This window comes from Cohnella boryungensis, from assembly GCF_042651945.1.
Taxonomy (GTDB): Bacteria; Bacillota; Bacilli; order Paenibacillales; family Paenibacillaceae; genus Cohnella; species Cohnella boryungensis.
Genome location: NZ_JBHSED010000074.1, coordinates 222,865 through 246,528, shown reverse-complemented (window position 1 = coordinate 246,528; position 23,664 = coordinate 222,865). Strand labels below are relative to the sequence as shown.

25 protein-coding genes are annotated in these 23,664 nt (G+C 55.0%); all 25 read left to right on the top strand.

The features are described 5' to 3' along the window. Window positions 1–22: 22 nt before the first annotated feature. Window positions 23–292 carry a flagellar biosynthesis protein FliQ gene (gene fliQ / locus ACFO1S_RS28515; RefSeq protein WP_204603136.1) on the top strand — a complete coding sequence of 90 codons (270 nt, stop codon included), beginning with the start codon at window positions 23–25 and terminating at the stop codon, window positions 290–292. A 6-nt stretch (window positions 293–298) separates the two neighbouring features. After that, window positions 299–1,090 carry a flagellar biosynthetic protein FliR gene (fliR, locus tag ACFO1S_RS28510; RefSeq protein ID WP_204603135.1) on the top strand — a complete coding sequence of 264 codons (792 nt, stop codon included), beginning with the start codon at window positions 299–301 and terminating at the stop codon, window positions 1,088–1,090. A gap of 47 nt (window positions 1,091–1,137) precedes the next feature. Next, complete coding sequence (gene flhB, locus ACFO1S_RS28505; protein ID WP_204603186.1) at window positions 1,138–2,205, top strand: flagellar biosynthesis protein FlhB; 1,068 nt, start codon at window positions 1,138–1,140, stop codon at window positions 2,203–2,205. Window positions 2,206–2,346: 141 nt separating this feature from the next. After that, complete coding sequence (flhA, locus tag ACFO1S_RS28500) at window positions 2,347–4,380, top strand: flagellar biosynthesis protein FlhA (protein ID WP_204603134.1); 2,034 nt, start codon at window positions 2,347–2,349, stop codon at window positions 4,378–4,380. Next, the gene (flhF, locus tag ACFO1S_RS28495; RefSeq protein ID WP_204603133.1) at window positions 4,377–5,807 is read left to right on the top strand and encodes a flagellar biosynthesis protein FlhF; all 1,431 of its coding nucleotides are present in this window, start codon (window positions 4,377–4,379) and stop codon (window positions 5,805–5,807) included. Before flhA ends, flhF begins: the two co-directional genes overlap by 4 nt. Continuing rightward, window positions 5,800–6,666 carry a MinD/ParA family protein gene (locus ACFO1S_RS28490; RefSeq protein WP_204603132.1) on the top strand — a complete coding sequence of 289 codons (867 nt, stop codon included), beginning with the start codon at window positions 5,800–5,802 and terminating at the stop codon, window positions 6,664–6,666. Before flhF ends, ACFO1S_RS28490 begins: the two co-directional genes overlap by 8 nt. A 45-nt stretch (window positions 6,667–6,711) precedes the next feature. Next, window positions 6,712–8,184: a protein-glutamate methylesterase/protein-glutamine glutaminase gene (locus ACFO1S_RS28485; protein ID WP_204603131.1), complete on the top strand. Its 1,473-nt coding sequence runs from the start codon at window positions 6,712–6,714 to the stop codon at window positions 8,182–8,184. Between the two features lie 41 nt (window positions 8,185–8,225). Then, a complete protein-coding gene (locus ACFO1S_RS28480) occupies window positions 8,226–10,301 on the top strand; it encodes a chemotaxis protein CheA (protein WP_204603130.1) in 2,076 nt (691 codons plus the stop codon). 29 nt (window positions 10,302–10,330) lie between these two features. Then, window positions 10,331–10,792, top strand: a complete 462-nt coding sequence (locus ACFO1S_RS28475) for a chemotaxis protein CheW (protein ID WP_204603129.1) — start codon at window positions 10,331–10,333, stop codon at window positions 10,790–10,792. 3 nt (window positions 10,793–10,795) lie between these two features. Further along, window positions 10,796–11,413 carry a chemotaxis protein CheC gene (locus tag ACFO1S_RS28470; protein ID WP_204603128.1) on the top strand — a complete coding sequence of 206 codons (618 nt, stop codon included), beginning with the start codon at window positions 10,796–10,798 and terminating at the stop codon, window positions 11,411–11,413. Then, window positions 11,413–11,907: a chemotaxis protein CheD gene (locus tag ACFO1S_RS28465; RefSeq protein ID WP_204603127.1), complete on the top strand. Its 495-nt coding sequence runs from the start codon at window positions 11,413–11,415 to the stop codon at window positions 11,905–11,907. The genes ACFO1S_RS28470 and ACFO1S_RS28465 overlap by 1 nt, the downstream gene beginning before the upstream one ends. Before the next feature lies 1 nt (window position 11,908). Continuing rightward, the gene (locus tag ACFO1S_RS28460; RefSeq protein WP_204603126.1) at window positions 11,909–12,322 is read left to right on the top strand and encodes a hypothetical protein; all 414 of its coding nucleotides are present in this window, start codon (window positions 11,909–11,911) and stop codon (window positions 12,320–12,322) included. A 16-nt stretch (window positions 12,323–12,338) separates the two neighbouring features. After that, a complete protein-coding gene (locus tag ACFO1S_RS28455; protein ID WP_204603125.1) occupies window positions 12,339–13,127 on the top strand; it encodes a FliA/WhiG family RNA polymerase sigma factor in 789 nt (262 codons plus the stop codon). Window positions 13,128–13,142: 15 nt separating this feature from the next. After that, a complete protein-coding gene (locus ACFO1S_RS28450; RefSeq protein ID WP_204603124.1) occupies window positions 13,143–14,558 on the top strand; it encodes a DUF342 domain-containing protein in 1,416 nt (471 codons plus the stop codon). A gap of 25 nt (window positions 14,559–14,583) precedes the next feature. Next, window positions 14,584–14,901: a hypothetical protein gene (locus ACFO1S_RS28445; protein ID WP_204603123.1), complete on the top strand. Its 318-nt coding sequence runs from the start codon at window positions 14,584–14,586 to the stop codon at window positions 14,899–14,901. Window positions 14,902–14,936: 35 nt separating this feature from the next. Next, complete coding sequence (locus ACFO1S_RS28440) at window positions 14,937–15,560, top strand: DUF6115 domain-containing protein (protein WP_204603122.1); 624 nt, start codon at window positions 14,937–14,939, stop codon at window positions 15,558–15,560. Continuing rightward, on the top strand, window positions 15,553–16,131 hold the full coding sequence (locus ACFO1S_RS28435) for a hypothetical protein (protein WP_204603121.1): 579 nt from the start codon (window positions 15,553–15,555) through the stop codon (window positions 16,129–16,131). Before ACFO1S_RS28440 ends, ACFO1S_RS28435 begins: the two co-directional genes overlap by 8 nt. A 205-nt stretch (window positions 16,132–16,336) precedes the next feature. Further along, window positions 16,337–17,035 carry a 30S ribosomal protein S2 gene (rpsB, locus tag ACFO1S_RS28430; RefSeq protein WP_204603120.1) on the top strand — a complete coding sequence of 233 codons (699 nt, stop codon included), beginning with the start codon at window positions 16,337–16,339 and terminating at the stop codon, window positions 17,033–17,035. A 141-nt stretch (window positions 17,036–17,176) separates the two neighbouring features. Beyond that, a complete protein-coding gene (tsf, locus tag ACFO1S_RS28425; protein ID WP_204603119.1) occupies window positions 17,177–17,827 on the top strand; it encodes a translation elongation factor Ts in 651 nt (216 codons plus the stop codon). A gap of 253 nt (window positions 17,828–18,080) precedes the next feature. Continuing rightward, on the top strand, window positions 18,081–18,809 hold the full coding sequence (gene pyrH, locus ACFO1S_RS28420; RefSeq protein WP_204603118.1) for a UMP kinase: 729 nt from the start codon (window positions 18,081–18,083) through the stop codon (window positions 18,807–18,809). After that, window positions 18,809–19,363 (top strand): ribosome recycling factor, encoded by a 555-nt coding sequence (gene frr, locus ACFO1S_RS28415; protein WP_204603117.1) that lies wholly within the window; start codon window positions 18,809–18,811, stop codon window positions 19,361–19,363. Before pyrH ends, frr begins: the two co-directional genes overlap by 1 nt. Before the next feature lie 162 nt (window positions 19,364–19,525). Beyond that, window positions 19,526–20,254: an isoprenyl transferase gene (locus tag ACFO1S_RS28410; protein ID WP_204603185.1), complete on the top strand. Its 729-nt coding sequence runs from the start codon at window positions 19,526–19,528 to the stop codon at window positions 20,252–20,254. A gap of 4 nt (window positions 20,255–20,258) precedes the next feature. After that, on the top strand, window positions 20,259–21,050 hold the full coding sequence (locus ACFO1S_RS28405) for a phosphatidate cytidylyltransferase (protein WP_204603116.1): 792 nt from the start codon (window positions 20,259–20,261) through the stop codon (window positions 21,048–21,050). Window positions 21,051–21,095: 45 nt separating this feature from the next. Then, window positions 21,096–22,238 (top strand): 1-deoxy-D-xylulose-5-phosphate reductoisomerase, encoded by a 1,143-nt coding sequence (locus ACFO1S_RS28400; protein WP_204603115.1) that lies wholly within the window; start codon window positions 21,096–21,098, stop codon window positions 22,236–22,238. Between the two features lie 109 nt (window positions 22,239–22,347). Then, on the top strand, window positions 22,348–23,613 hold the full coding sequence (rseP, locus tag ACFO1S_RS28395; RefSeq protein WP_204603114.1) for an RIP metalloprotease RseP: 1,266 nt from the start codon (window positions 22,348–22,350) through the stop codon (window positions 23,611–23,613). Window positions 23,614–23,664: the final 51 nt, after the last annotated feature.

Below are 23,664 nucleotides of genomic sequence, written 5' to 3'. Positions count from 1 at the left end.
GATTAAGCGGGGGGTAGAGACATTGACATCCGAATTTATTATCGGTCTTGCGGGACAAGCGCTCTACACCGTCCTTAAAGTAAGCGCGCCGATGCTTGTTATTGCGCTGGTCGTCGGCCTTCTCGTAAGTATCTTCCAGGCCACGACCCAGATTCAGGAGCAAACCCTGGCCTTCGTTCCCAAGATTATCGCCGTCTTCCTGGCCTTGTTGATTTTCGGCCCTTGGATTTTGAACATTCTGGTCGATTTCACCACGCATCTGCTGGGGAATCTGGAGAAGTACATTGGGTGACGCATCATGGAAATGATTATGCAGGTTTTTCCTGCCTTTCTGCTTGTTTTGTGTCGAATTTCAGCGTTTTTTGTAGTTGCGCCGTTATTTTCTTCGAAAAGCTTTCCTAGAACGATCAAGATCGGGTTAGCCTTCTTCGTATCGATCATCGTGTTTCTGAATGTGGGCTTCGATACGAAGGTAACCGCCGACGCGACCTACATCCTGGCGATTGTTCGCGAGGTATTCGCAGGCCTTATCATCGGTTATCTGGCCTACCTCTTCTTTTCCATCGTTCAGACGGCCGGCGGACTTATGGATTTGCAGATGGGCTTCGGAATGGCGAACATCGTGGATCCGATTACAGGCGTTACGGCTCCGATCATGGGCAACTTCAAGTATATGATTCTGATTATGGTTTTCCTCTCCATCAACGGTCACCACTATTTGCTGGCCGCAATTATGGACAGCTATAAGTGGTTGCCTTTGGACAACCAGCTTTTCCAGGTGTATTACAGCGGGAATGTGACGGAGTTTCTGACCCGGACATTCGCGGATACGTTTCTGCTGGCATTGCAGATATCCGCTCCGATCGTCGTAGCCATGTTCCTGACGGACTTCGGTCTGGCCCTGCTGGCTCGCGCGGCGCCGCAGTATAACGTATTTGTCATAGGCTTGCCGCTAAAAATTATAGTCGGTCTGGTGTTGCTCATTTTATTGATTCCGGGATTCGGAACGTTGTTTCAAATCGTGTTCGACCGCATGTTCGAGGCGCTGGAGCATTTGTTCTCGATTCTCCAAAGGTCTTCCACAGCCTAGTCGGCGCAGTTCTGGGAGGTGGCGTTGTGCCTCATAATCGGTTAATCATGGACCTGCAGCTGTTTTCGGGCGAGAAAACCGAGAAGGCCACCCCGAAGAAGCGCCAGGACAGTCGTCAGAAGGGGCAGGTATCCAAAAGCGCGGAAATTCCCAGCTCGCTGATTCTTCTTTCGTGTATTTGTTTCCTGGTCATGCTGGGGCCTTTCATGGAGAAGCAATTGATGGCGCTGGTGGGAGACGCATTTCTTCATCGCTTGACCATGGACGTGACGGACAGCAGCATCCTTGCCTTGTTTAACCATTATCTCATTCAAATCATGATTTTGCTGGCGCCGATCTTCCTGATCGTTGTGGTTGTCGCTTTCGCCAGCACTTACGTGCAGATCGGATGGCTGTTTACGCTAAAGCCGCTGGAGCCCAAATTCTCGAAGCTGAATCCGCTAAGCGGAGCCAAAAGCATATTCGGGCCGCGAGCCATCGTCGAGTTTCTCAAGAGCGGATTAAAGCTTCTCGTTATCGGTTTGATCGTGTATTCGGTGTTATGGTCGGAGAAGGAGCGCCTGATGGATTTGGCGCACCTGTCCATTCCGGACATTTTTTCTTTCGTTACGAGCATTACCGTGCGTCTGGGCATTCTGATCGCCGTCGTACTGTTTGTTCTAGCGATAGGCGATTTCATGTACCAACGCTATGAATACGAAAAAAAATTGCGGATGAGCAAGCAAGACATTAAGGACGAGCACAAGAACTCCGAAGGCGATCCGCTGATCAAAGGAAAAATCAAAGAACGCCAGCGCAGGATGGCGCTCATGCGAATGATGCAGGAGGTGCCGAGCGCGGACGTCGTCATTACGAACCCGACGCACTTCGCGGTAGCACTGAAGTACGATTCGACCAAGATGGACGCTCCCACGGTCGTCGCAAAGGGACAGGATTATTTGGCTCTCCGAATTCGCGAGATCGCCAAACAGAATGACGTCATTACGATGGAAAACAAGCCGCTCGCCCGCGCCCTGTTCGACAAGACGGAGGTGGGACACAGCGTTCCCGCCGATCTCTTCCAGGCAGTCGCGGAAGTACTGGCATATGTATATCGGCTCAAGGGCCGGAGGTAACCGATTGTAGTGTAACAACCGGATGGTGCAAGCGATAGAGGAAAGGGGATCGCTGCGGAGAGGTCAGCACGCCGGAGCGGAGAGTCTTTTCCGTCGCAAGCAGACACATAAGAGGATGTATGGAGAGGGGAGGAACGGGTCATGAAAATTCGGGACTTAAGCATTCTTGTTGGCGTCATCGGCATCGTCCTGATGATGGTCGTTCCAATTCCCCCAGGGCTATTGGACGTCTTGCTTATTATCAATATTTCCATAGCTATTATGATTTTGCTGATTGCGATGAATACCCAGGACGCGTTGCATTTCTCGATTTTTCCTACGCTGTTGCTGATCACCACGGTATTCCGACTCGCGCTTAACGTATCGACAACGAGACTGGTTCTTTCCGAAGCCGAAGCCGGACACGTCGTGGAGACGTTCGGCCGTTTCGTGGCCGGAGGGGAAATCGCGATCGGCTTTGTCGTCTTCCTGATACTCGTCGTCGTGCAATTTATCGTTATTACGAAAGGCTCCGAACGGGTAGCGGAAGTCGGCGCAAGATTTACGCTCGATGCCATGCCCGGAAAGCAGATGAGTATCGACGCGGATTTGAATGCCGGACTCATCAACGAGCAGCAAGCGCGCGAGCGCCGTGAGAAAATCGAGAAGGAAGCCGACTTCTACGGCGCGATGGACGGTGCCAGCAAATTCGTTAAAGGGGATGCTATTGCATCCATTATCATCGTTCTGATCAACCTGATCGCCGGCTTTGTCGTCGGGATGGTTTTCCACGGAATGGACGCGATGACCTCGCTGGAGACGTATTCGATTCTGACGATCGGTGACGGTCTCGTCAGCCAAATTCCGGCCCTTCTCATCAGTACCGCAGCGGGTATCATCGTCACGAGAGCGGCGTCGGATGGCAATATGGCCGACGATCTGAGCAAGCAGCTTCTTCGCTATCCGCGCCTTCTATACATTGTGGCAGGCACAGTCGCTCTTCTGGGAATCGCCACTCCTATTCCACTGCTGTCCACTTTCCCTTATGCGATCATTCTGGCCGTTGCCGGTTATCGCTTGCAAATGAACATGAATCGCAAGCAGCAAGAAGAGGAGCTTCTTGTCGAAGAGAAGCAGATCGAGGAAGTTCGAAGTCCGGAAAGCGTCATCAGCTTATTGCAGGTCGATCCGATCGAGTTCGAGTTCGGGTACGGGCTGATTCCGCTTGCGGATACCCAGCAGGGCGGCGATTTGCTCGACAGAATCATCATGATTCGACGCCAATGCGCCCTGGAAATGGGGTTAATCGTCCCTGTTATCCGAATTCGCGACAATATTCAACTAAAACCGAACGAATATGTCATTAAGATGAAAGGAAATACCGTAGCTCGCGGCGAATTGTTAATACACCATTATTTGGCCATGAGCCCTGGTTTTGACGACGACTCCGTAACAGGGATCGAAACTCAGGAACCGGCGTTCGGGCTGCCGGCGCTCTGGATCGACGAAGCGACGAAGGAACGGGCCGAAATGGCCGGTTACACGGTCGTCGATCCTCCGTCTGTAGTGGCGACTCATCTCACGGAAGTCATCAAGAAGTATGCCCACGAGCTGATCGGACGCCAAGAAACGAAGGCTCTCGTGGACAGCGTCAAAGAAACGTATCCAGCGTTGGTCGAAGAGCTCATTCCGTCGATCGTCGGCGTCGGAGACGTGCAGAAGGTATTGTCCAAGCTGTTGAAGGAGAAAATCTCGATTCGCGACCTGGTGACGATTTTCGAGACACTGGCCGACTACGGCAAGTATACGAAGGACCCGGAGGTGTTGACCGAATACGTGCGTCAAAGCTTGTCCAGGCAAATTACGCAGCAGTATGCGAGCCCCTCCGAGCCGCTGAAGGTCATTACGGTCAGCCCGGCGGTGGAAAAGAAGATTGCGGATGCGGTTCAGCAATCCGATCAAGGAAGTTACCTCGCTCTCGATCCCGCTTCCTCTCAAGCGATCTATCAGCGTCTGACGGAGCAGGTGAACCGGTTGGTTCAGACAGGCCAGCAGCCGATTATTCTGGCGTCGCCGACGATTCGGATGTATTTGCGGCAGCTGCTCGAAAGAAGCTTGCAGGACATTCCCGTTATTTCTTACAGCGAGCTGGAGCCTAGCATAGAAGTGCAAAGCGTTGGGGTGGTGAGTGCATGAAGGTGAAACGGTACATAGTAGACGACTTGCCCGATGCGGTACAGCAGATTCGCGCGGAGCTCGGCTCCGATGCTGTCATTTTGAATACGAAAGAAATCCGCGTAGGCGGATTTCTTGGTATGTTCTCCAAAAAACGTATGGAGGTCATTGCCGCAGTCGACGAGGCCTCCAGAAAGCCGCCTCCACGCGCATCTATGCCGGTACGGCCGACTGAGACCAAACCGCCGGTCCTTCTTATGGAAGAGCCGGATGCGCCAGCTGTGTCGGTAAGCTCCAGCACAGTGAGGGCGAGATATACGCAGGCGCCTTTTGCGGACAGTGGAAGGAGCTCGGCCGCGCCGACGCCGACGGTAGCTGCCGCCGTTCAGGCAGCGGAGCCGGAGGAACCCGGTAGCGGCGGGCTTGCGCGAGGGGCCGTAGAGACTGCGATACCGCAGGAAGAGGAACGGCTTGACCGTTTTCGAACCAGCCTGGCGGAGCGGCTGAAGACGGACGCGCTTGCCGCCGGGATGGCAAAGCCTGCAGGTCTGGTCGATAGCTCTTCCTCAACGGATGAAACGGCGGACTTATTGAAGGAACTGCGTTCACTAAAAGATATGATGGCGAAAATGACGAAGCAGCAAACGTACAGATCGATGCCCGAAGCGATTCTGATGTGGAGCAAGCGACTTGCGGAGCAGGGCGTGGAGCCCGCTTACGTCGAGCAGTTCGCCGAAGCCGTGAACGGACGACTGGGCGACGAACAGGCAGACGGCGGCAAGGTATACGAGGAAGCGCGCGACGTTCTGCTGACTTGGCTCCGGGGAGCCAAGGGAAACGGGATTTCGGAAGCCACGCGCCTCGTCAATTTCGTCGGACCGACCGGAGTCGGCAAGACGACAACAATCGCCAAGCTGGCGGCAGATCAGGCCTTCAGCGAGCGGCGCAATGTAGGATTTATTACGGCCGACACTTACCGGATCGCCGCAGTCGACCAACTGAGGACCTACGCGGATATCTTAAACGTTCCTCTGGAGGTCGTGTTCTCGCCGGGAGAGCTGACGAGAGCTTACAAGAAAATGGACGATCGCGATCTGCTGTTCATGGATACGGCCGGGCGAAATTATCGCAACGAGCTTTTCGTCTCGGAGGTAAACAGCCTGCTGTCGCCCGGAGAGCAGTCGGAAACGATTCTCGTACTGAGCATGACCAGTAAATACGGAGACATGAAGGCGGTAGCCGCCCAATTCGCGAAATACGGAGTTCGGCAGCTGCTGCTGACGAAGTTCGACGAGACGGATTCCTTCGGGGCCGTCGTCAATCTGGTCAAGCAGTTCGATTTTCAAATTTCCTACGTCACATGCGGCCAGACGGTTCCGGACGATCTTAGGCCCTTCGATCCGGAAGAACTGGTAGGACGTCTGCTGGGGGAACCCGCCGATGCTTGATCAAGCGCAAGCGCTTAGGCATTTGGTGCATTCGAAGGATGAAGGATCCGCGAAGACGACGAGGGTCATTACCGTAACGAGCGGCAAGGGCGGCGTCGGAAAATCGAATTTCAGCCTGAACTTCGCAATGGCGCTGCAAAATCGGGGCTACAGCGTACTGATCTTCGATGCGGATATCAGCTTCGCCAACATCGATATCCTTATGGGCACGCCGGCCAAGTACAATCTGATTCACCTTCTGAAGGGCGAGAAGTCGATCTGGGAGATCATTCAGGTGGGACCCAGCGGACTTCAATTCATCGCCGGGGGCTCGGGCTTTCAAGATCTGGTTCAGCTTAGCGATCGCGAGCTTGACTACTTCGCGGAGCAGATCGGCAAGCTGCACGGACATCTGGATTTTATTCTGTTCGATACGGGAGCCGGGCTGTCGAAGGAAACGGTTAAGTTCATTACGGCAGCCGAAGAAACGATAGTCGTAACGACGCCTGAACCGACTTCCATTACCGATGCGTACGCCCTGATCAAAATGATAAATGGAATGGGTCATTCGGCTTCGTTTCGGCTTGTGGTCAACCGCGTCGTGGACGATCGCGAAGGCCATCAGACGGCGGATAACATTCGTCAGGTAGCGAGCAAGTATTTGAACATGGATATTCCCGTTCTCGGTTTTGTGCCGGATGACACCAGCGTCACCAAAGCCGTCAGGCGTCAGACGCCTTTATCCATAGCGTTTCCGAACAGCGAGGCGATGCGAGGCATCGATCGCATCGCCTCTCGTTTTCTGCTGGAGGAGCGCTCCTTATCCAGCTCCCGCGGATTTACCGGGTTTATGCAGCGGATGAAGAGACTGTGGAGTTAAGCTCATACAGAGTCGAACAACTAGAATAGCGAGGAGGGCCGCCAAATGACGGGATTAAAAGTATTAATCGTAGATGATTCCCCATTTATGCGCAAGGTGTTCAGCGACGTTATCGACGCTGACGCCGCCTTCAAAGTATTGGCGACCGCTTGCGACGGCGAAGAGGCGGTCAGCCTGGCGCTTGAACTTAAGCCCGATATCATCACGATGGACTTGGAAATGCCAAGAATGAATGGACTTGAGGCTTTGCAGAAGATCATGAAGGTTAAACCGACACCCGTCATCATGCTGTCCGCCGTAACGGATAACGGGACAAGAGATACGATTCGGGCGCTTCAGTACGGGGCCATCGATTTTATTCGCAAGCCCGACGGAGCCGTGAAGCTGGACATCCGCCAGGTCGGCGAGCAATTGCTGGAGAAGCTTCATATCGCGATGGAGTCGATGAACAGCGGGTTGCTTCGGATGCTGCCCGCAGTTGAGGACAAAGCGATAGAATCGCCCTCGCCAGAGCTTCGGCCGCCTGCCGCGAAAGAAGCTCCGCCTCCGAAAGCTGAGCAGGAGCAGACGACGCCGAGCGAGCCGGACGTGCGCCGAACGTTGCCGGGGACAGGGATAACGTCGGCAGCCGCAGCGAAACCGGCCATTTTGCCTAAGCCGCAGAAGCCCAAACGCGAGACGGAGCTTCGCAAACCGACAGCTGCTCTTCCGCCCAGACCGAATATCGGAAAGCTCGGGGAGCGAAAGCCAATCGAGGCTTCCGGCCTGAGGGACAGTCGGGATAAGGACAGCAAACCGCCGATTCGGGAAGAAGGCGTTTCGAAGGAGAGCCGGAAAGAGACCAAGCCGGGCAAACAGCCGGCAAATCCGATCACGGCCGCAGCTCCGATTGTTCCTCCGCCGGCGGTCGAACCGAAAGTGACGGCAAGCTTCACAGACCTCGTTGCGATCGGAACCTCTACGGGCGGGCCGCGAGCGCTTCACGAGGTGCTTACGGGAATCCCTTCGGATTTTCCCGCTCCGATCCTGGTCGTCCAGCATATGCCGCCCAAATTCACGAATTCCCTGGCTCAGCGTCTGGACTCCTTCTGCAGCATTCACGTTCGCGAAGCAAAGGACGGAGAGCTCGTGGAGACGGCGACTGCGTACATCGCGCCAGGAGGCAGACAGATGTCGCTATCCAAGGATACGGGGGGCAAGTATCGCATCAAGCTGTCCGATGAAGGTCCGCGCAGCGGTCACATGCCTTCGGTTGACTTTATGTTCGAGTCGTTAATCGGCCAACGGCAATTGAAGAGACATGCCGTGCTGATGACCGGGATGGGAAGCGACGGAGCGAAGGGCATGCTGGCGCTTCGGCAGGACGGCGCCCAAACGACGATCGCCGAAGCCGAGCAGACCTGTGTCGTATACGGCATGCCGCGCTCCGCAGTCGAGCTCGGCGCCGCTACGCATCAACTGCCGCTTCAAGGAATCGCTCCCGCGCTCGTACAGGAAGTGAAGTTCCGCAAGAGCTAGATTTGCCACTGTAAGCTCAGCCAACCAGGAGGTGTCCGGCCATGGAAATGAATCAGTACATGTCCATGTTTATCGATGAGTCCAATGATCACTTGCAGGCGTTAAACGAAAATATGCTTCGGCTGGAGCAACAGCCGGAGGATATCGGTATCGTTCAGGTCATATTCCGTTCCGCGCATACGCTGAAAGGGATGTCCGCGACGATGGGCTTTGAGGATCTTGCCTCGCTGACCCACGAAATGGAAAACGTTCTGGATCTCGTTCGCAATGAAAAGCTGACGATGAACGGAGTTATTTTCGACACGCTGTTCAAGTGCTTGGACGCGCTCGAAGCTATGGTTCAAGACATCATCAACGGGGGAACGGGCAAGGGCGAGGTCGACGATCTGGTCCAGCGCCTCAAAGGCATTGTGAAAGGCGACGTTGGCGCCGAGTCCTCCTCCTCTTCCTCCAGCCCGGCGGCACAGCAATTGCCGGCCTCGCTTGTGCTCGACCAGTTCCAGCTCTCCATACTCGGGCAGTCGATCGAAAGCGGACATAGCGCGTATTACATCGAAGTCAAAGTCCGCGACGATTGTTTGCTGAAAGCCGCACGCGCTTATATGGTTTTCGACGTTCTGGAAAGAAACGGAGAGGTCATCAAGTCGCATCCTTCCGTGCAGGAGATCGAGCAGGAGCAATTTGACCGCAGCTTCTCCGTCTATTACATAACTCAATCTGAACAACAAGCGCTGTACGATCAGCTCTCGAAGGTATCCGAGATCGAAACGGTAACGATGAACGCCGTGGATCGCGCATCTCTTGCCGAGATGGAAACGGGCTCGAAGGCTGCCGACGAGAAGGAGACGGCCGTCAAGGAGGTTGCCGCAGCAAGCGTTCGCCCGGCGCCGGCCGCCGAGCCGGCCGCTTCGACAGCGGAGAAAAGCGCTGCTCCCCGGCCGGCCGCTGCTGCAGGAAGCGCCGCGCCGCGCACCATCAGAGTCGACATTGAGCGACTGGATTCGTTGATGAATCTGTTCAGCGAAATGTTGATCGACCGGGTACGCCTGGAGCAGCTTGCTTCGGAAATCCGTCGCAACGATCTCACCGAGACGGTGGAGCATATGGCTCGTGTCAGCGCCGATTTGCAAAATATCGTGCTCAAGCTGCGAATGGTGCCCGTGGACAGCGTCTTTAACCGCTTCCCGAGAATGGTGCGGGATTTGGCCAAGTCATTGGACAAGAAGGTCGATCTTGTCATCGTCGGCGCGGAGACAGAGCTTGATCGGACCGTCATTGACGAGATCGGCGATCCTCTCGTTCACCTGATTCGCAATTCGGTCGATCATGGCGTGGAGTCGATTGCCGATCGGATCGGACAGGGCAAATCGGAGGTCGGCACCGTCGTCCTGCGCGCCTTCCACAGCGGCAATCACGTATTCATTGAGATTGAGGACGATGGCAAAGGGATTAATCGGCCGAAGGTGCTGGAGACCGCGATCAAGCGCGGGGTCGTCACTCCTGACGAGGCGAAGACGCTTAGCGACGAGGAAGTGAACATGCTGCTGTTCGCGCCGGGCTTCAGTACGGCGGACAAAGTATCGGATATCTCCGGTCGCGGCGTCGGACTGGATGTCGTAAAATCCAAGATTACGTCCTTGGGCGGCAACGTAACGGTACATTCGACGTTGGGCAAAGGCACGAAATTCTCGATCCAGCTTCCGCTGACGCTGTCCATCATCGCGGCCATGCTCATCAAGCTCGGTTCCGAGAAGTTTGCCTTCCCGCTTTCCTCGATTGTAGAGACGGGAGCCGTCAAGAGATCCGAGATCAAATCGCTGCATGGCAATCGGATCATCGACTATCGTCAATCGATTATTCCGGTCATCTCGCTTGCTCAATTGGTAGACTCCCCGGATTACCGCGACGACGACGAGACGGAGACGGAAATGCTGGTCGTCCGCAAGGGAGACAAGCTGGCCGCGATTCTCGTAGACGAATTCATTGGACAAAGCGAGATCGTTCTGAAGCCGCTGGGCAAATACTTGGCCGGCAACCAAGGCGTCGTATCCGGAGCGACGATACTTGGCGACGGGCAAGTCGCCTTGATTGTAGATCCTAACGCGATTATCAAATAATTGACCGCAACCCAAGGGAGGAATCATTCATGGCAGAGGAAATGAAAGTCATCGTCTTCACGCTCGCGCACGAGGAATACGGAATCGAGGTAGACAAAGTAAGAACGATTGAACGCATGGTGCCGATTACTCGAGTGCCGAAGACGCCTGCATTCGTCAAGGGTGTTATTAATCTCAGAGGCGTTGTTATCCCGGTTATCGATCTTCGCGGACGATTCAACCTTCCGGAGACGGAGTATACGGAAAATTCCCGTATCGTGATCGTGGCAGCCCACGATCTGGAAGTCGGCTTCATCGTAGATTCGGCCAACGACGTAATGGATGTAATGAGCGACGCGATCGAGAACCCTCCGGAAGTCGTCGGCGGCATCAAGGCGAAATATTTGAGCGGTGTGGCCAAGATCAGCGAAAGCCGCCTTCTGATCTTGCTGAACCTGGCAGAGGTGCTGAACCGGAACGAGATTATTCAATTGGAACAGTTCGGGGAATAAGCCGTGAATCTGTTCAGGAATAACGCGGATTTCAAGCTGGACGTGCTGCGGGAAGTGGGGAATATAGGCGCGGGGAATGCGGCTACCGCCCTGTCGACGCTTCTCAACAAGCCGGTAGACATGGCGGTGCCTACCGTAAACCTGCTTCCGTTCGAAGAAATCGCCGAACGGGTGGGCGGCTCCGAGGCGGTAGTGGTCGCCATCTTCCTTCGCGTGGAGGGGGATGCGCCGGGTAATATGTTCTTTATTATCAACCGCGAGCCGGCTCGACGCATCCTGCAAGGCTTGCTAGGCTTCCATGCTGCGGAGAATGACGATTACAGCGAGCTGGAGTTGTCGGCGCTGAACGAGATCGGCAACATCCTTGCGGGCTCCTATCTGTCCTCTCTCGCCGATTTCACGGGCTTGCGGATGTCGCCGACGGTTCCTTCTTTGGCGGTAGATATGGCCGGAGCGATATTAAGCTATGGACTACTTCAATTCGGCACTATGGGCGACGACGCTCTGCTGATCGACACGACTTTCCTTGAGGGGCACCAGGATGCGGACGGACACTTCTTCCTCATTCCGGACCCTGAATCGTTCGAGAAGCTCTTCGGTGCGTTAGGAGTGCCGTTCTGATGATCGAAGGCACGATGATTAAAGTCGGTATGGCAGACTTGAACGTGGCGGACGGCGGAGCCGTTCTGAAGACGACGGGACTGGGCTCATGCGTAGGCTTGACCTTGTTCGATCCCGGCATCAGGATCGGAGGCATGGCGCATATCATGCTGCCGTCTTCCGAGATTGCCCGCGAAGGACAATTAAATATTGCGAAATATGCCGATACGGCTGTCCCCGAGCTTGTGAAAAGGCTCACTTCCAAAGGGGCCTCCATCGACCGCCTGGTGGCCAAGATGGCTGGAGGAGCCCAGATGTTCGCTTTCATGGGAGGATCGGACTCCATGCGTATCGGGCCGCGAAATGTCGATGCGACAAAGCTGGCCTTGGCGATGTTCTCCATTCGTCTTCTTTCCGAGGATACCGGCGGCAATTACGGTCGCACGGTTGAACTCAACAGCCAGACGGGCATATTTCTCATTCGCAGCGTGCAGTACGGAGTAAAGGAGATTTAAGATGACGGCTTCCTGGCGCTTTAAAGTCGGATTCGGAGGATTCGGCGCGGTCTTGACTCTATTGTTTTCTCTATCGAACAACCCTCTGGGAACGACGTTGCTAAGAAGCTTGTACGCTTTCCTGGCATTTACGGCTCTTGCATTTGTCGTCAGCTTCCTTCTGTCGCAACTGCTTAGACCCGGAAGCGCGGCCGCAAATCTGGATGTTGCCGAGCCGGAACGGGGCGCCGTTCTCGATCTGACGACTCCGGAGGAAGACGAAGCGCTTACCGAAATGATGAAGGATCAATGGGCGGACGGCAAGGGAGAGCCCGTCAAGGGCTTCCAGCCGTTGCAGCCTACGCGCTTGGTGTCGCTCGATAATCCGAATCCGGAGGAAGTGGTTCAGGCGATACGGCGCTTGACGGACGAATAAGGATGGTGAGGCTAGAATGGTCGATCAAACACGTTCCCGGCTGTCTCATCAGGATTTATGGCAGCGTTGGAAGGAGCAAGAGGACCCGGATGCGAGAAAGCGACTGATCGAGCACTATTTGCCGCTTGTGGATTATGTTTCGAGCCGGATGGCTGTAGGTTTGCCCAAAAACGTAACGAAGGACGACCTGGCGAGCAATGGCGCCATGGGCTTGATCGACGCGATCGAGAAGTTTGATTATCGGCGAGGCCTGCAATTCGAAACCTATGCCTCTTGGAGAATCCGGGGGGCCATTATCGACGGGCTCCGCCAGGGGGATTGGGTGCCGCGCTCGGTTCGTGACAAAGCGAAAAAAATCGAGGACGCCTATGCGGTGCTGGAGCAGAAGCATTTACGGTCTGCCTCCGACGACGAGATATGCGACTATTTGAATATTAGCAGCAAGGATTTTCAGCAAATGCTTCAGGAGGTCGCGGTGGCGGCCGTTTTCTCTCTCGAAGATCCTATTCGCGAAGAGGAATCCGAGACGCGGCTTTCGCTGCTCGTTGACGAGAAGGCCGTTAGCCCGGAATCGAAAGTACATGAAACTTATTTGAAGGACTCCCTGAAATTCGGCATCGAGAAGCTTACGGAAAAGGAACGCACGGTCATCTCTTTGTTCTATTACGAGGATTTGTCGCTTAGCGAGATTGCGGAAGTGATGTGTTTATCACCATCCCGAATCTCCCAGTTGCATTCCAAAGCCATACTTAGACTTCGGGGAGCACTTGCCAAGCATAAGGAGCAATTGCTTCAAAACGGATAATAGGGGGCGCTAACGATGCCTGACAATGGGACCTTGCCATTGGAGGAAAGTCTGCAGGTAACGATTTCTGATGATAAGATGCAGGCCTATTTGGTCTTCAAACGAGTAGAAGGAGAGCTTAAGTTTACTTCTCGCGAATTGGAGCAATTTTTGCTTACGGAAGGCATCACGTCCGGATTGCAAACGGATACGATCTATCTCATCTCGCAGAGGCCGCAGGATTTCTACTTTGCGCAGAACATCGTTGCCGTCGGGACTCCGCCAATAGCCGGTAAAGACGGGTATATTAACGTTCTCTTTGGCGAATCCGAGAGGCAGGATCGCCGTCCCGTCGAACGCGAGGACGGCAGCGTCGATTACAAGGAAGTTACGCAGCTGGCGAATGTGAAAGCGGGTCAGCTGATCGCCGAAAGAGTTCCGGCGGAACCGGGAGCTCCGGGCAAGTCCGTAACCGGAGACGAGATCGCGCCCCGAGACGGCAAGGACGTTCATTTCAAGATTGGCAAAAACGTCGTGGTCAATCCCGAGAAGGTGGCTATGTATGCGGCCATTGACGGACTGGTAACGAAAACGGACAAGGACAAGCTTAACGTATTTCCGGTATACGAGGTCAACGGCGACGTGGACTATAATATCGGAAATATCGATTTCGTCGGCACCGTGGTCATTCGCGGCAACATTCTGACAGGCTTCCGGGTGAAGGCGTCGGGAGATATTCGGGTAACCGGGGGAATTGAAGGCGCGGAGGTCGAATCCGACGGCTCGGTGGAAATTTCAGGCGGGATAATCGGCAGCAACAAAGGCTTTGTCAAAGCAGGCTGCAATGTCCGTTGTTCCTTTATCCAAGAAGGCAATGTCATTGCCGGCGAGGACGTTCTCGTGACCCAAAGCATTATGCACTCGAACGTCCGCGCGGGCAAATCGGTCAAATGCGCCGGCGCGAAAGGCCTGATTGTCGGAGGAACCATTCAGGCGGGAGACCGCGTGACGGCTAGAATGATCGGCAACTCCATGTCGACCGCGACCGTAATCGAGGTAGGCGTACGTCCCGAGCTTCGCCAGGAGCTTGGCGACCTGCGGACGACGATGAGGCAATTGGCGGAGAGCCTGGACAAGACCGAGAAGGCACTGGTTCTTCTGGATCAGATGGCAGCTATCGGTCAATTGTCCGGAGACAAGCTTGCGCTTCGTGTCAAGCTGACTGCGACCAAAAGGCAAACGGCCGAGGAATTACAGACAGCCAAGGAACGCGTACTGGAAATCGAGAAGACGCTGGAGGACGCAACGACGGCCCGCGTGGATGCGGTGCATACCCTCTGGGGAGGGACGAAGATCGTCATCGGCCGCTATACCCGCTTCGTGAAAGACGGGGCGCAGCGGGTATCCTTCCGCTTCTCTGACGGGGATATCGTCATGGTTCCGTTCCATTGATCACAATGAAACGAGGGGATTCGGAATGAGCTACAAATCGATCGATCTGCAAGTTTCCATGCCACGGGCAGTAGAGATGACGCCATTGCAGCAGCATCAGCAGCAGCGTTCGGCTACGGAGCAGTCTTTGCTCGCTCAACAGGCGATGAAGACCGCGGAGCAGAACGCGACAAGAAGCGCGAAGACCGAATCCGCCTCGAACGAGACGATATCGGAACGCCAGCCGCGACAACGGAACAAGCAGAACTCCTCTTCATCCAAGTCGTCCCAAGAGCAGACCGAGGAAGAGCGCAAGCTGTCCGAGCATCCCTATAAAGGGAAACATATCGATTTTATGGGCTGATTGCGTTTAGGCTCGGCAGGAGAGGAGAATGAGGTGTGGGACCTTGGCTTTACATCGTAATGTTCGGCGCGGCTATCTTCGGATTGGCCTGGATGATGCCGAAGACGGCAGCAGGGGGTCCGAAGCAGGAATTTGTCAGCGAAGAGGCTTACAATCAGCTATTGGAGGATTTGGAAGCCGAGAATCGCGAATTGTTCGATGCCGTTGCGAAATTCAAGCGAGAGCATGACGAGACGGTTGAGAAGCTGGGCGATCGCATTGTCGATATGGAAAGGCAAATGAAGAAGTGGTCGGAGCAGTCCGCGAGTTCGACGATGTCTGCAGAGCCCCGATCGGAGAATGCGATCCCCCTAATAAAGTCTGCCCCGGAAAGCGAAATGCCCCATGCAGCGCAGCCAATGCTAAGCGATAACCTTTCGAATCCGCAGGAGACAGCCCCGAACGGCTTGAACGCAGCGGCAGAGGCTTCTGCCGAGCCGGAGTCTGTCGATCAGCCCGCGCATCCGCCGACTACGATCCGCGCTCGTTACTCCGAATTGCTCGGCCTGCATGACAAAGGCAGGTCCATCGAGCAAATCGCGAAAGCGTTGGGTTTGAACAAGGGCGAGGTGCAATTGATCTTGCAGTTGGCCCGTCGAGAGGAGCGGCATCATGCGTAAATATCGTAGCTGGCTGATGGGCTTGGGCATAGGCATGGTTGTTGGCGCATCTATGCTGCAGGTCATACTGTTCGCTCAGGATCAGGAGCGGGCAGTGGCGATAGAGCCGTTCTCGACGGAGCAGCTGAGCGCCGAAGCGAAGAGATCGGGGCTGCTCCTGTTGTCGGAGGACGAGCTGAACGCCCGCATTGAGGAAGCAGTCGCGCAGAATCGTCCGCAGCAAGGGGAGGAAGACGGCCAGAACGGGGAGAGCGAGTCGGCTCAGCCTGATCCGGCGCCATCGCCGGCGTCCGGAACGGATTCTCCGCCTGAATCGACCGATCGGCAGGAGCCGGAAGCCTCGCCGGCAGCCGAAGCGCCGGAGCCTAAAACCGTTCAGTTGTACGTGAAGTATCGAATGACGTTGACCGAGGTAGGCGATGAGCTGGAGAAGCTGGGGCTCGTGGAAGACTCCAAGGACTTTGTGAACCGGGCGAAGTCGATCTCCAAGAAGCTTAAGGTAGGCATGGCCGTTTTCCCGGACAACGCTACCTACCAGGAAATTATGGACGAGCTGGTCCGCAAGAAGTAGCAGCAAGCAAGCCTAAGCGTCGTTTCTGAAGAATATAATCAATGAGCATTGCATCATGCTTGTCGATATGGTATAGTATTTTTCGGTGTAAAAAACACACGCTTTTCAATTTCGGCAAGGGTGCTCTTCATCAGTTGGGAGAGTTTTGACGAAAAAGGCGAGAAGCGGCGGAGATTCACCAAAAACCACTAGGAGGTGCAGGAAGATGGCAGTCATTTCCATGAAGCAGCTGCTTGAAGCAGGGGTGCATTTCGGTCACCAAACACGTCGTTGGAACCCGAAAATGGATAAGTACATCTTTACTGAACGTAACGGCATTTACATTATCGATTTGCAAAAAACGGTTAAAAAGGTTGACGAGGCATACAATTTCGTGCGTCAACTCGGCGAGAACGGCGGAACAATGCTGTTCGTAGGAACGAAGAAGCAAGCTCAAGATTCCGTTAAAGAAGAAGCGGAGCGCAGCGGTCAATATTACATCAACCAACGCTGGCTCGGCGGTACGCTTACGAACTTCTCCACGATTCAGAAGCGTACGGACCGTCTGCACCAGCTTGAGAAGTGGGAACAAGACGGCACGTTTGAAGTGCTGCCTAAGAAAGAAGTTATCATCCTTCGCAAAGAAAAAGAGCGCCTTGAGAAGTTCCTTGGCGGCATTAAAAATATGCGCAGACTGCCTGACGCGCTGTTCATCATCGATCCTCGCAAGGAGCGTATTGCGGTTGCGGAAGCACGCAAGCTGGGTATTCCAATCGTGGGCATCGTTGACACGAACTGCGATCCGGACGAGATCGATTACGTAATCCCTGGTAACGATGACGCTATCCGCGCTGTCAAATTGCTGACGGCAAAAATGGCTGACGCGATTATCGAAGCTCGCCAAGGCGAAGAAACAACCGCCTAATCGGCTAATTGAACGACCTTCATACACACAACCAAAGGGGGGTCAGAAGTAAATCTTCTCACCGCCCTTTTTTTCCAAAAAAACAAGACGGCATCCCTTGCGCTTGAAGGCGTCGGGAGCGCATATTCAGGAGGAGTCCCCATGGCTATAAATGCAGCAGACGTTAAAACGCTTCGCGAAAGAACCGGAGCAGGCATGTTGGATTGTAAAAAAGCGTTGGAGGAAGCGAACGGCGACTTGACGAAAGCGGGCGAGCTGCTCCGCGAGAAAGGTCTTGCGGCGGCTGCCAAGAAAGGCGATCGCGTTGCGACTGAAGGCGTTGTCGAATCTTACATCCACGCAGGCGGACGGATCGGCGTTCTCGTCGAAGTCAACTGCGAAACGGACTTCGTAGGCAAAACCGAGCAATTCCGCGCTTTCGTTAAAGACATCGCAATGCAAATCGCAGCTGCTAATCCTAAGTTCCTGTCCCGCGAAGAGGTTTCCCAAGCTGAGCTGGACAAGGAGAAGGAAATTCTCCGCAATCAGGCGCTTAACGAAGGCAAGCCGGAGAAAATCGTCGACAAAATGGTCGAAGGCCGCATGAACAAGTACTATGAGGAAAACTGCCTCATGGAGCAAGTGTTCGTGAAGGATCAAGATAAAACGATCACAACGCTTCTGAACGAAAAAATCGCCGCTATCGGCGAAAAAATCTCCATCCGCAGATTCGCTCGCTTCGAGCTTGGCGAAGGCTTGGAGAAAAAAGTGGACAACTTCGTTGAAGAGGTTATGGCGCAAGTCAACCAATAAGCTTTACCCTTTCGGGAACACGGCGTGTTCCCTCTTTTTTAAGGATTTAGCGAGTTCCGGGGTCCCCGCAAAGTACAAGAGTCGGCAGTAAAGCCAGGACGTCGCTTTGTGGGGCTATTTTAACCGATCAGAAAGTATAAGCTGCGGACATCCTTATACATATCTGATAGCACGGTACGAAACGTGTGCCGCCGCACCAATGGACGGCGAAGCCGTTTTTATTTGACTATAAGCATGCTGGAGGTACAAAACGTTGGAACGTCCCGTTTATAAACGCGTGGTATTAAAGGTGAGCGGCGAGTCGCTGTCTGGCAATAATGGTTACGGAATCGATGCGACGACGATCCTGTCGATTGCCGAGCAGATCAAGGAAGTGATCGAGCTGGGCGTCGAGGTAGCGATCGTATGCGGAGGCGGCAACATCTGGCGCGGAATCGCAGGCAGTCAGAAGGGGATCGATCGCGCGACAGCGGACTACATGGGGATGCTGGCTACGGTTATGAACTCCTTGGCCCTGCAGGATGCGCTGGAGCAGATGGACGTTCCCAGCCGGGTGCAGACGTCGATCGCCATGCAGCAGATTGCCGAGCCCTATATTCGCAGGCGCGCGATTCGGCATCTGGAGAAGGGACGCGTCGTGATCTTCGCGGCGGGAACGGGCAATCCATTCTTCTCCACGGATACGACTGCGGCGCTTCGAGCGGCTGAGATCGAAGCAGAAGTGATTCTGATGGCCAAGAACAAGGTCGACGGCGTATATAGCGCGGATCCTTTCAAAGATGCCAGTGCAGAGAAATACGAACAGCTTACTTATATGGACGTGCTAAACAAAAACCTCGGAGTGATGGATTCGACCGCATCATCGCTATGTATGGATAACAACATCCCGCTTCTCGTATTCGCTATTACGGAGAAGGGAAATATTAAACGTGCCGTCATGGGCGAGAAAATCGGCACGATTGTAAAGGGGAGCATGGACTAATGCCGCAAGGAATCAAGAAGGACGCCGAAGAACGCATGGAAAAAGCTTTGGGCGCGCTAAGACGCGACCTCCTCACGCTGAGAGCCGGCCGCGCTTCTGCTGCGATGCTGGACCGTGTACAGGCCGAATACTATGGCACGGCTACGCCGATTAATCAGATGGGGGCCATCAATACCCCGGATTCTCGCACGATTATTATTACGCCTTGGGACAAAACGGCATTGTCCGCGATCGAAAAAGCGATTCAGAAGTCCGACCTGGGGCTGACTCCAGCGAACGACGGCTCGATTATCCGCTTGAACATTCCGCCTCTGACTGAGGAGCGCCGCTCGGAACTGGCCAAATCGACGAAGAAATTCGGAGAAGAGGCGAAGGTGGCGATTCGCAACATTCGCCGCGACGCGAATGATGAAATCAAGAAAAAAGAAAAAGGCGAAATTTCCGAGGACGAGTCTCGTCGCCACCAGGACGACGTTCAGAAGCTGACAGATCGTTATGTCGTTGAAGTGGATAAAATTTTGGCGGCCAAGGAAAAAGAAATCATGGAAGTCTAAAGCGTAAGCGCATGACCCCTCCGCAAGGTGGGGTTTATTCTCTTTTGACTAGCTACAGGGTGAGCGTTGCCGCTACTAGGGGGAAGAACGATGGGGTTGTTCGATAAGTGGCTCCGTAAGCCGCGCTCCGAAGGGAAAGCGGAAGAGGGCAGACGACAAACGATGTCCGGGGGGGACGAAATCCCGTCGGGAGACAATATTCCGAGGCACGTGGCTATCATTATGGATGGCAACGGCCGGTGGGCCAAGGAGAGGGGACTTCCTCGCATAGCCGGTCATCATAACGGCATGAAGGCCGTCAAGCGGATCACGAAAGCCGCCGACCGGATCGGGGTCGAGGTGCTGACGCTCTATGCCTTCTCTACGGAAAACTGGAAGCGTCCCAAGGCGGAGGTCGACTTCTTGATGAAGCTTCCGCAGGAGTTTCTGTCGCTGGAGCTGCAGGAATTGATCGAAAACAACGTTCAGGTCAAAATGATGGGCATTCGCGACCATCTGCCCGCTCATACGGTGTCCGCAGTGGAAGCGGCCGTTCGTCAGACTGCGAATAATACCGGACTTATCTTGAACTTCGCACTCAATTATGGAAGCAGACACGAGATGATGGAAGCGGTCAAGGAGCTGGCTAGACAATCCGCTGCCGGCAAGCTGGACCCGAATACGCTGCAGGAGAGCGATTTCGAGCGGCTGCTGCTGTCCAGCGGCTTGCCGGACCCGGATTTGCTTATTCGCACGAGCGGCGAACTGAGGCTGAGCAACTTCATGTTATGGCAGCTTGCATACAGCGAATTCTGCTTCACGGATGTGTATTGGCCGGAATTCAGCGACCGGCATTTCTATGATGCCATAAGAGAATATCAGCGGCGAGCGCGCCGTTATGGGGGGCTGTGACAGCGTGGGTCAGAGAATTGTAACCGGCGTCGTTGCGGGCGCAGCCTTCGTGGGCTTGCTGGCGGCGGGAGGCTGGTATTATTCCGGTCTTCTCCTGCTGCTGGCGCTTATCGGGTACTGGGAGTTTGCCAGATTGAATGGACAGGCATGGACGCGTCTTGATGTACTTATCGGGTTTGCCGCCGTTCTTCTGATCGCCCTGCCGCAGCTGCCTTTCGACTGGAAGCTGCCTTCCTTCGAGGCGACGGCATGGCTATTGATGTTTATTCTGCTTAGCGGAACCGTTCTTAGTAAGAATCGTATACAGCTTGAGCATGCCAGCGTCATGTTTCTCGGCGCGATCTACGTGGGAACCGGCTTTCACTACATGGCGGTTACGCGGGAGCTGGAGCATGGCATCTTCTGGTCCGCTCTCACGTTCGCCTGCATCTGGGCTTCGGATGCCGGCGCTTATTTCGTGGGCAAAGCGATCGGCAAAACCAAGCTGTGGCCGTCGATCAGCCCGAACAAGACGATCGAAGGCGCGCTCGGTGGGCTGCTGATCGCCGTCGGAGTCGGTCTGATCTTTGCCTCTGTCCGGCCGGAATGGCTTGGCTATGGACAAGCCGCCCTGATCGGACTGACGGCCGCAGTAGCCGGGCAATTGGGCGATCTTATCCAATCCGCCTACAAGCGCTTCAGGGGAGTTAAAGACTCCGGAAACCTGCTGCCGGGCCACGGCGGCGTGCTTGACCGAATGGACAGCTGGCTGATCGTATTTCCGATTGTGCATTTGCTTGGCCTGCTTGCAGGATAATCTTGCCCGTTACGACATAAAGATAAGAGCAAGCGGAGGTTGACTATGAAGAAGATTGCCGTACTCGGAAGCACGGGTTCAATCGGCACCCAGACGTTGGATGTCGTCTCCCGCCGCCCGGAGGAGTACGAGGTCGTCGGGCTGGCCGCAGGGAACAATATTCCCCTGCTGCTGGAGCAGGTTCGGCAATTCCGGCCGAAATGGGTGTCCGCCGGCAATGCCGAGCTGGCGAGCCGGGTTCGGGCAGAGGTGCCTGCGGACATTTCGGTCGTACACGGCGAAGAGGGGCTTAAGCAAATCGCGGGCGAATCCGGGGCGAATTATGTCGTCTGCGCCCTGGTTGGAAGCCTGGGACTGACATCGACGCTGGCGGCCATTGAGGCGGGCGCGAACATTGGTCTGGCAAACAAGGAGACGCTCGTAACGGCAGGGCATCTTGTCATGCGGCGCGCGAAGGAAAAGGGAGTCTCGATTCTGCCCGTGGACAGCGAGCACTCGGCGATCTTTCAATGCCTGAACGGCGAAAGTGCGAAAACGATTAAGCGGATCATGCTCACCGCTTCAGGCGGCAGCTTCCGTCATCTCGGTCGCGAGCAGCTTCGCAACGTCACGGTGGAGGATGCCTTGAAGCATCCCAATTGGAGCATGGGGGCCAAGATCACAATTGATTCCGCGACCATGGCGAATAAGGGCCTGGAGGTTATTGAAGCCCACTGGCTGTTCGACCTTGCTTACGAGCAGATTGATGTCATCCTGCATCCCGAAAGCATCGTGCATTCCATGGTCGAATTCGTGGATACAAGCGTCATGGCCCAATTGGGCAATCCGGATATGCGGGTTCCGATCCAATATGCGCTGACTTACCCCGAGCGGACCGCGTCGCCGGCCTCTGCGCTGGACTTGCTTCAGCACGGGAGCCTGAATTTCAAGCCGATGAGCTTTGAGCGGTATCCTTGCTTGAGATTGGCCTACGAGGCCGGTCGCATGGGCGGCACGGCGACGACCGTGTACAACGCGGCCAATGAGGTCGCGGTCGCACGGTTCCTCAAGGGCGATATTCCCTTCCTTGCGATCGAAGAGACGATTGAGCGTGTGCTGGGCAAGCATCAACGGGTTGCCGCGCCAAGCCTTGAAGCGATTCTGGAGACGGATGCCTGGGCGCGCATGGAAGCGGAAGCCTTCCGTTAACCCCCGCAGAGGTATTCTCTTGTAACGGCTCGGAGAATAATGTTAATCTAAGATCAGTCTTGCCGGGCCAAGCCCGGGACTGTCGCTGATTCGCAAAGGGGTTGGAAGGATGGAAAATTTACAGATAGCGCTGCTGATCATACTGATGTTCTTTCTGCTGGTCTCCTTGCATGAGTGGGGGCACTTCTATTTCGCTCGACGGGCGGGCATTCTCGTGCGCGAGTTCGCGATCGGCTTCGGGCCGAAGCTGTTCTCGATCAAGCGGGGGGAAACCCGCTATACGCTGCGGCTGCTTCCGATAGGGGGCTTCGTGAGAATGGCCGGCGAGGACCCCGAGATCGTCGAGGTGCAGCCGGGGCAGACGCTTGCGTTGCGCATCAACAAGGAGGACAAGGTTTCCCGGCTTTACCTGGATCGGCTGGATGAACGCTCCGGAGTGCTGCGCGGGGAAGTGAAGTCTCTCGATCTGGAGAGAGAGCTGTATATCACGATCGACGTGGACGGGGAAATTGAACGGTATTCCGTTCATCCGCAGGCCCAGATAGTGGCGAGGGGAAGAGAGACGCAAATCGCCCCGTCAGATCGCCAGTTCGGGAATAAAACCGTCGGTCAGCGGGCGCTGTCGATCTTCGCGGGACCGTTCATGAATTTCCTGCTCGCGTTTGTCCTGTTCGCGACGTTCCTGGTTCTTCAAGGCGTTCCGGTGGAGAATTCGACCAAGGTGCTTATCTCGGATGTCGTCGCCGATGCGCCGGCAGACGAGGCCGGCTTGCAGAAAGGCGACTGGGTCAAGTCGATCAACGGGGAGACCATGACCGGCGATCTGAACGCGTTCGTCGACAAGATTAACGCTTCCGCCGGCAAAAGCCTGAATCTCATCGTGGATCGCAATGGGGTCGAGCTCCCGATTAAAGTTACGCCTGATGCGAAAACCGGGAAGATCGGCATCTATCCTTCCGGCGAAATGCGGCAGCCAGGGGTCGGGGAAACGATTCGCTATGCCGGAAGCACGATGGTTCAGATGACAGAGCGCATATTCGAAGGCTTCCGCAAGCTGATCTTCGGGGAATTCAAGCTGGACGATCTGGCCGGGCCGGTCAAAACGACCCAGGTAACCGTGGAGATCGCCAAGCAAGGATTGCCGCAGCTCACGCTGTGGGCGGGCATCTTAAGTCTCTACCTCGGGATATTCAACTTGCTCCCGATACCTGCGCTGGATGGCAGCCGACTGCTCTTTCTCGGTCTTGAGGCGATCCGCGGCAAGCCGATCGATCCGAGCCGCGAAAGCATGGTGCACTTAGTCGGCTTCGCGATGCTTATGCTGTTAATGGTTGTCGTTACTTATAACGATATTGTAGGATTGGTTAGAAATTAAGTCGGTTACAAGCGTTTCTTATGAAACGCGCTTCGTAAGCCTATGCTGGGA

Bases quoted from the DNA above. Each gene is read 5' to 3' on its own strand.
- ACFO1S_RS28410 (WP_204603185.1), top strand. From the start codon at position 19,526: ATGTCCGGGGGGGACGAAATCCCGTCGGGAGACAATATTCCGAGGCAC.
- ACFO1S_RS28490 (WP_204603132.1), top strand. From the start codon at position 5,800: ATGCTTGATCAAGCGCAAGCGCTTAGGCATTTGGTGCATTCGAAGGAT.
- ACFO1S_RS28450 (WP_204603124.1), top strand. From the start codon at position 13,143: ATGCCTGACAATGGGACCTTGCCATTGGAGGAAAGTCTGCAGGTAACG.
- rseP (WP_204603114.1), top strand. From the start codon at position 22,348: ATGGAAAATTTACAGATAGCGCTGCTGATCATACTGATGTTCTTTCTG.
- ACFO1S_RS28465 (WP_204603127.1), top strand. From the start codon at position 11,413: ATGATCGAAGGCACGATGATTAAAGTCGGTATGGCAGACTTGAACGTG.
- flhF (WP_204603133.1), top strand. From the start codon at position 4,377: ATGAAGGTGAAACGGTACATAGTAGACGACTTGCCCGATGCGGTACAG.
- ACFO1S_RS28445 (WP_204603123.1), top strand. From the start codon at position 14,584: ATGAGCTACAAATCGATCGATCTGCAAGTTTCCATGCCACGGGCAGTA.
- fliR (WP_204603135.1), top strand. From the start codon at position 299: ATGGAAATGATTATGCAGGTTTTTCCTGCCTTTCTGCTTGTTTTGTGT.
- ACFO1S_RS28475 (WP_204603129.1), top strand. From the start codon at position 10,331: ATGGCAGAGGAAATGAAAGTCATCGTCTTCACGCTCGCGCACGAGGAA.
- ACFO1S_RS28435 (WP_204603121.1), top strand. From the start codon at position 15,553: ATGCGTAAATATCGTAGCTGGCTGATGGGCTTGGGCATAGGCATGGTT.
- tsf (WP_204603119.1), top strand. From the start codon at position 17,177: ATGGCTATAAATGCAGCAGACGTTAAAACGCTTCGCGAAAGAACCGGA.
- ACFO1S_RS28400 (WP_204603115.1), top strand. From the start codon at position 21,096: ATGAAGAAGATTGCCGTACTCGGAAGCACGGGTTCAATCGGCACCCAG.
- ACFO1S_RS28460 (WP_204603126.1), top strand. From the start codon at position 11,909: ATGACGGCTTCCTGGCGCTTTAAAGTCGGATTCGGAGGATTCGGCGCG.
- frr (WP_204603117.1), top strand. From the start codon at position 18,809: ATGCCGCAAGGAATCAAGAAGGACGCCGAAGAACGCATGGAAAAAGCT.
- ACFO1S_RS28480 (WP_204603130.1), top strand. From the start codon at position 8,226: ATGGAAATGAATCAGTACATGTCCATGTTTATCGATGAGTCCAATGAT.
- rpsB (WP_204603120.1), top strand. From the start codon at position 16,337: ATGGCAGTCATTTCCATGAAGCAGCTGCTTGAAGCAGGGGTGCATTTC.
- ACFO1S_RS28485 (WP_204603131.1), top strand. From the start codon at position 6,712: ATGACGGGATTAAAAGTATTAATCGTAGATGATTCCCCATTTATGCGC.
- flhA (WP_204603134.1), top strand. From the start codon at position 2,347: ATGAAAATTCGGGACTTAAGCATTCTTGTTGGCGTCATCGGCATCGTC.
- ACFO1S_RS28455 (WP_204603125.1), top strand. From the start codon at position 12,339: ATGGTCGATCAAACACGTTCCCGGCTGTCTCATCAGGATTTATGGCAG.
- flhB (WP_204603186.1), top strand. From the start codon at position 1,138: ATGGACCTGCAGCTGTTTTCGGGCGAGAAAACCGAGAAGGCCACCCCG.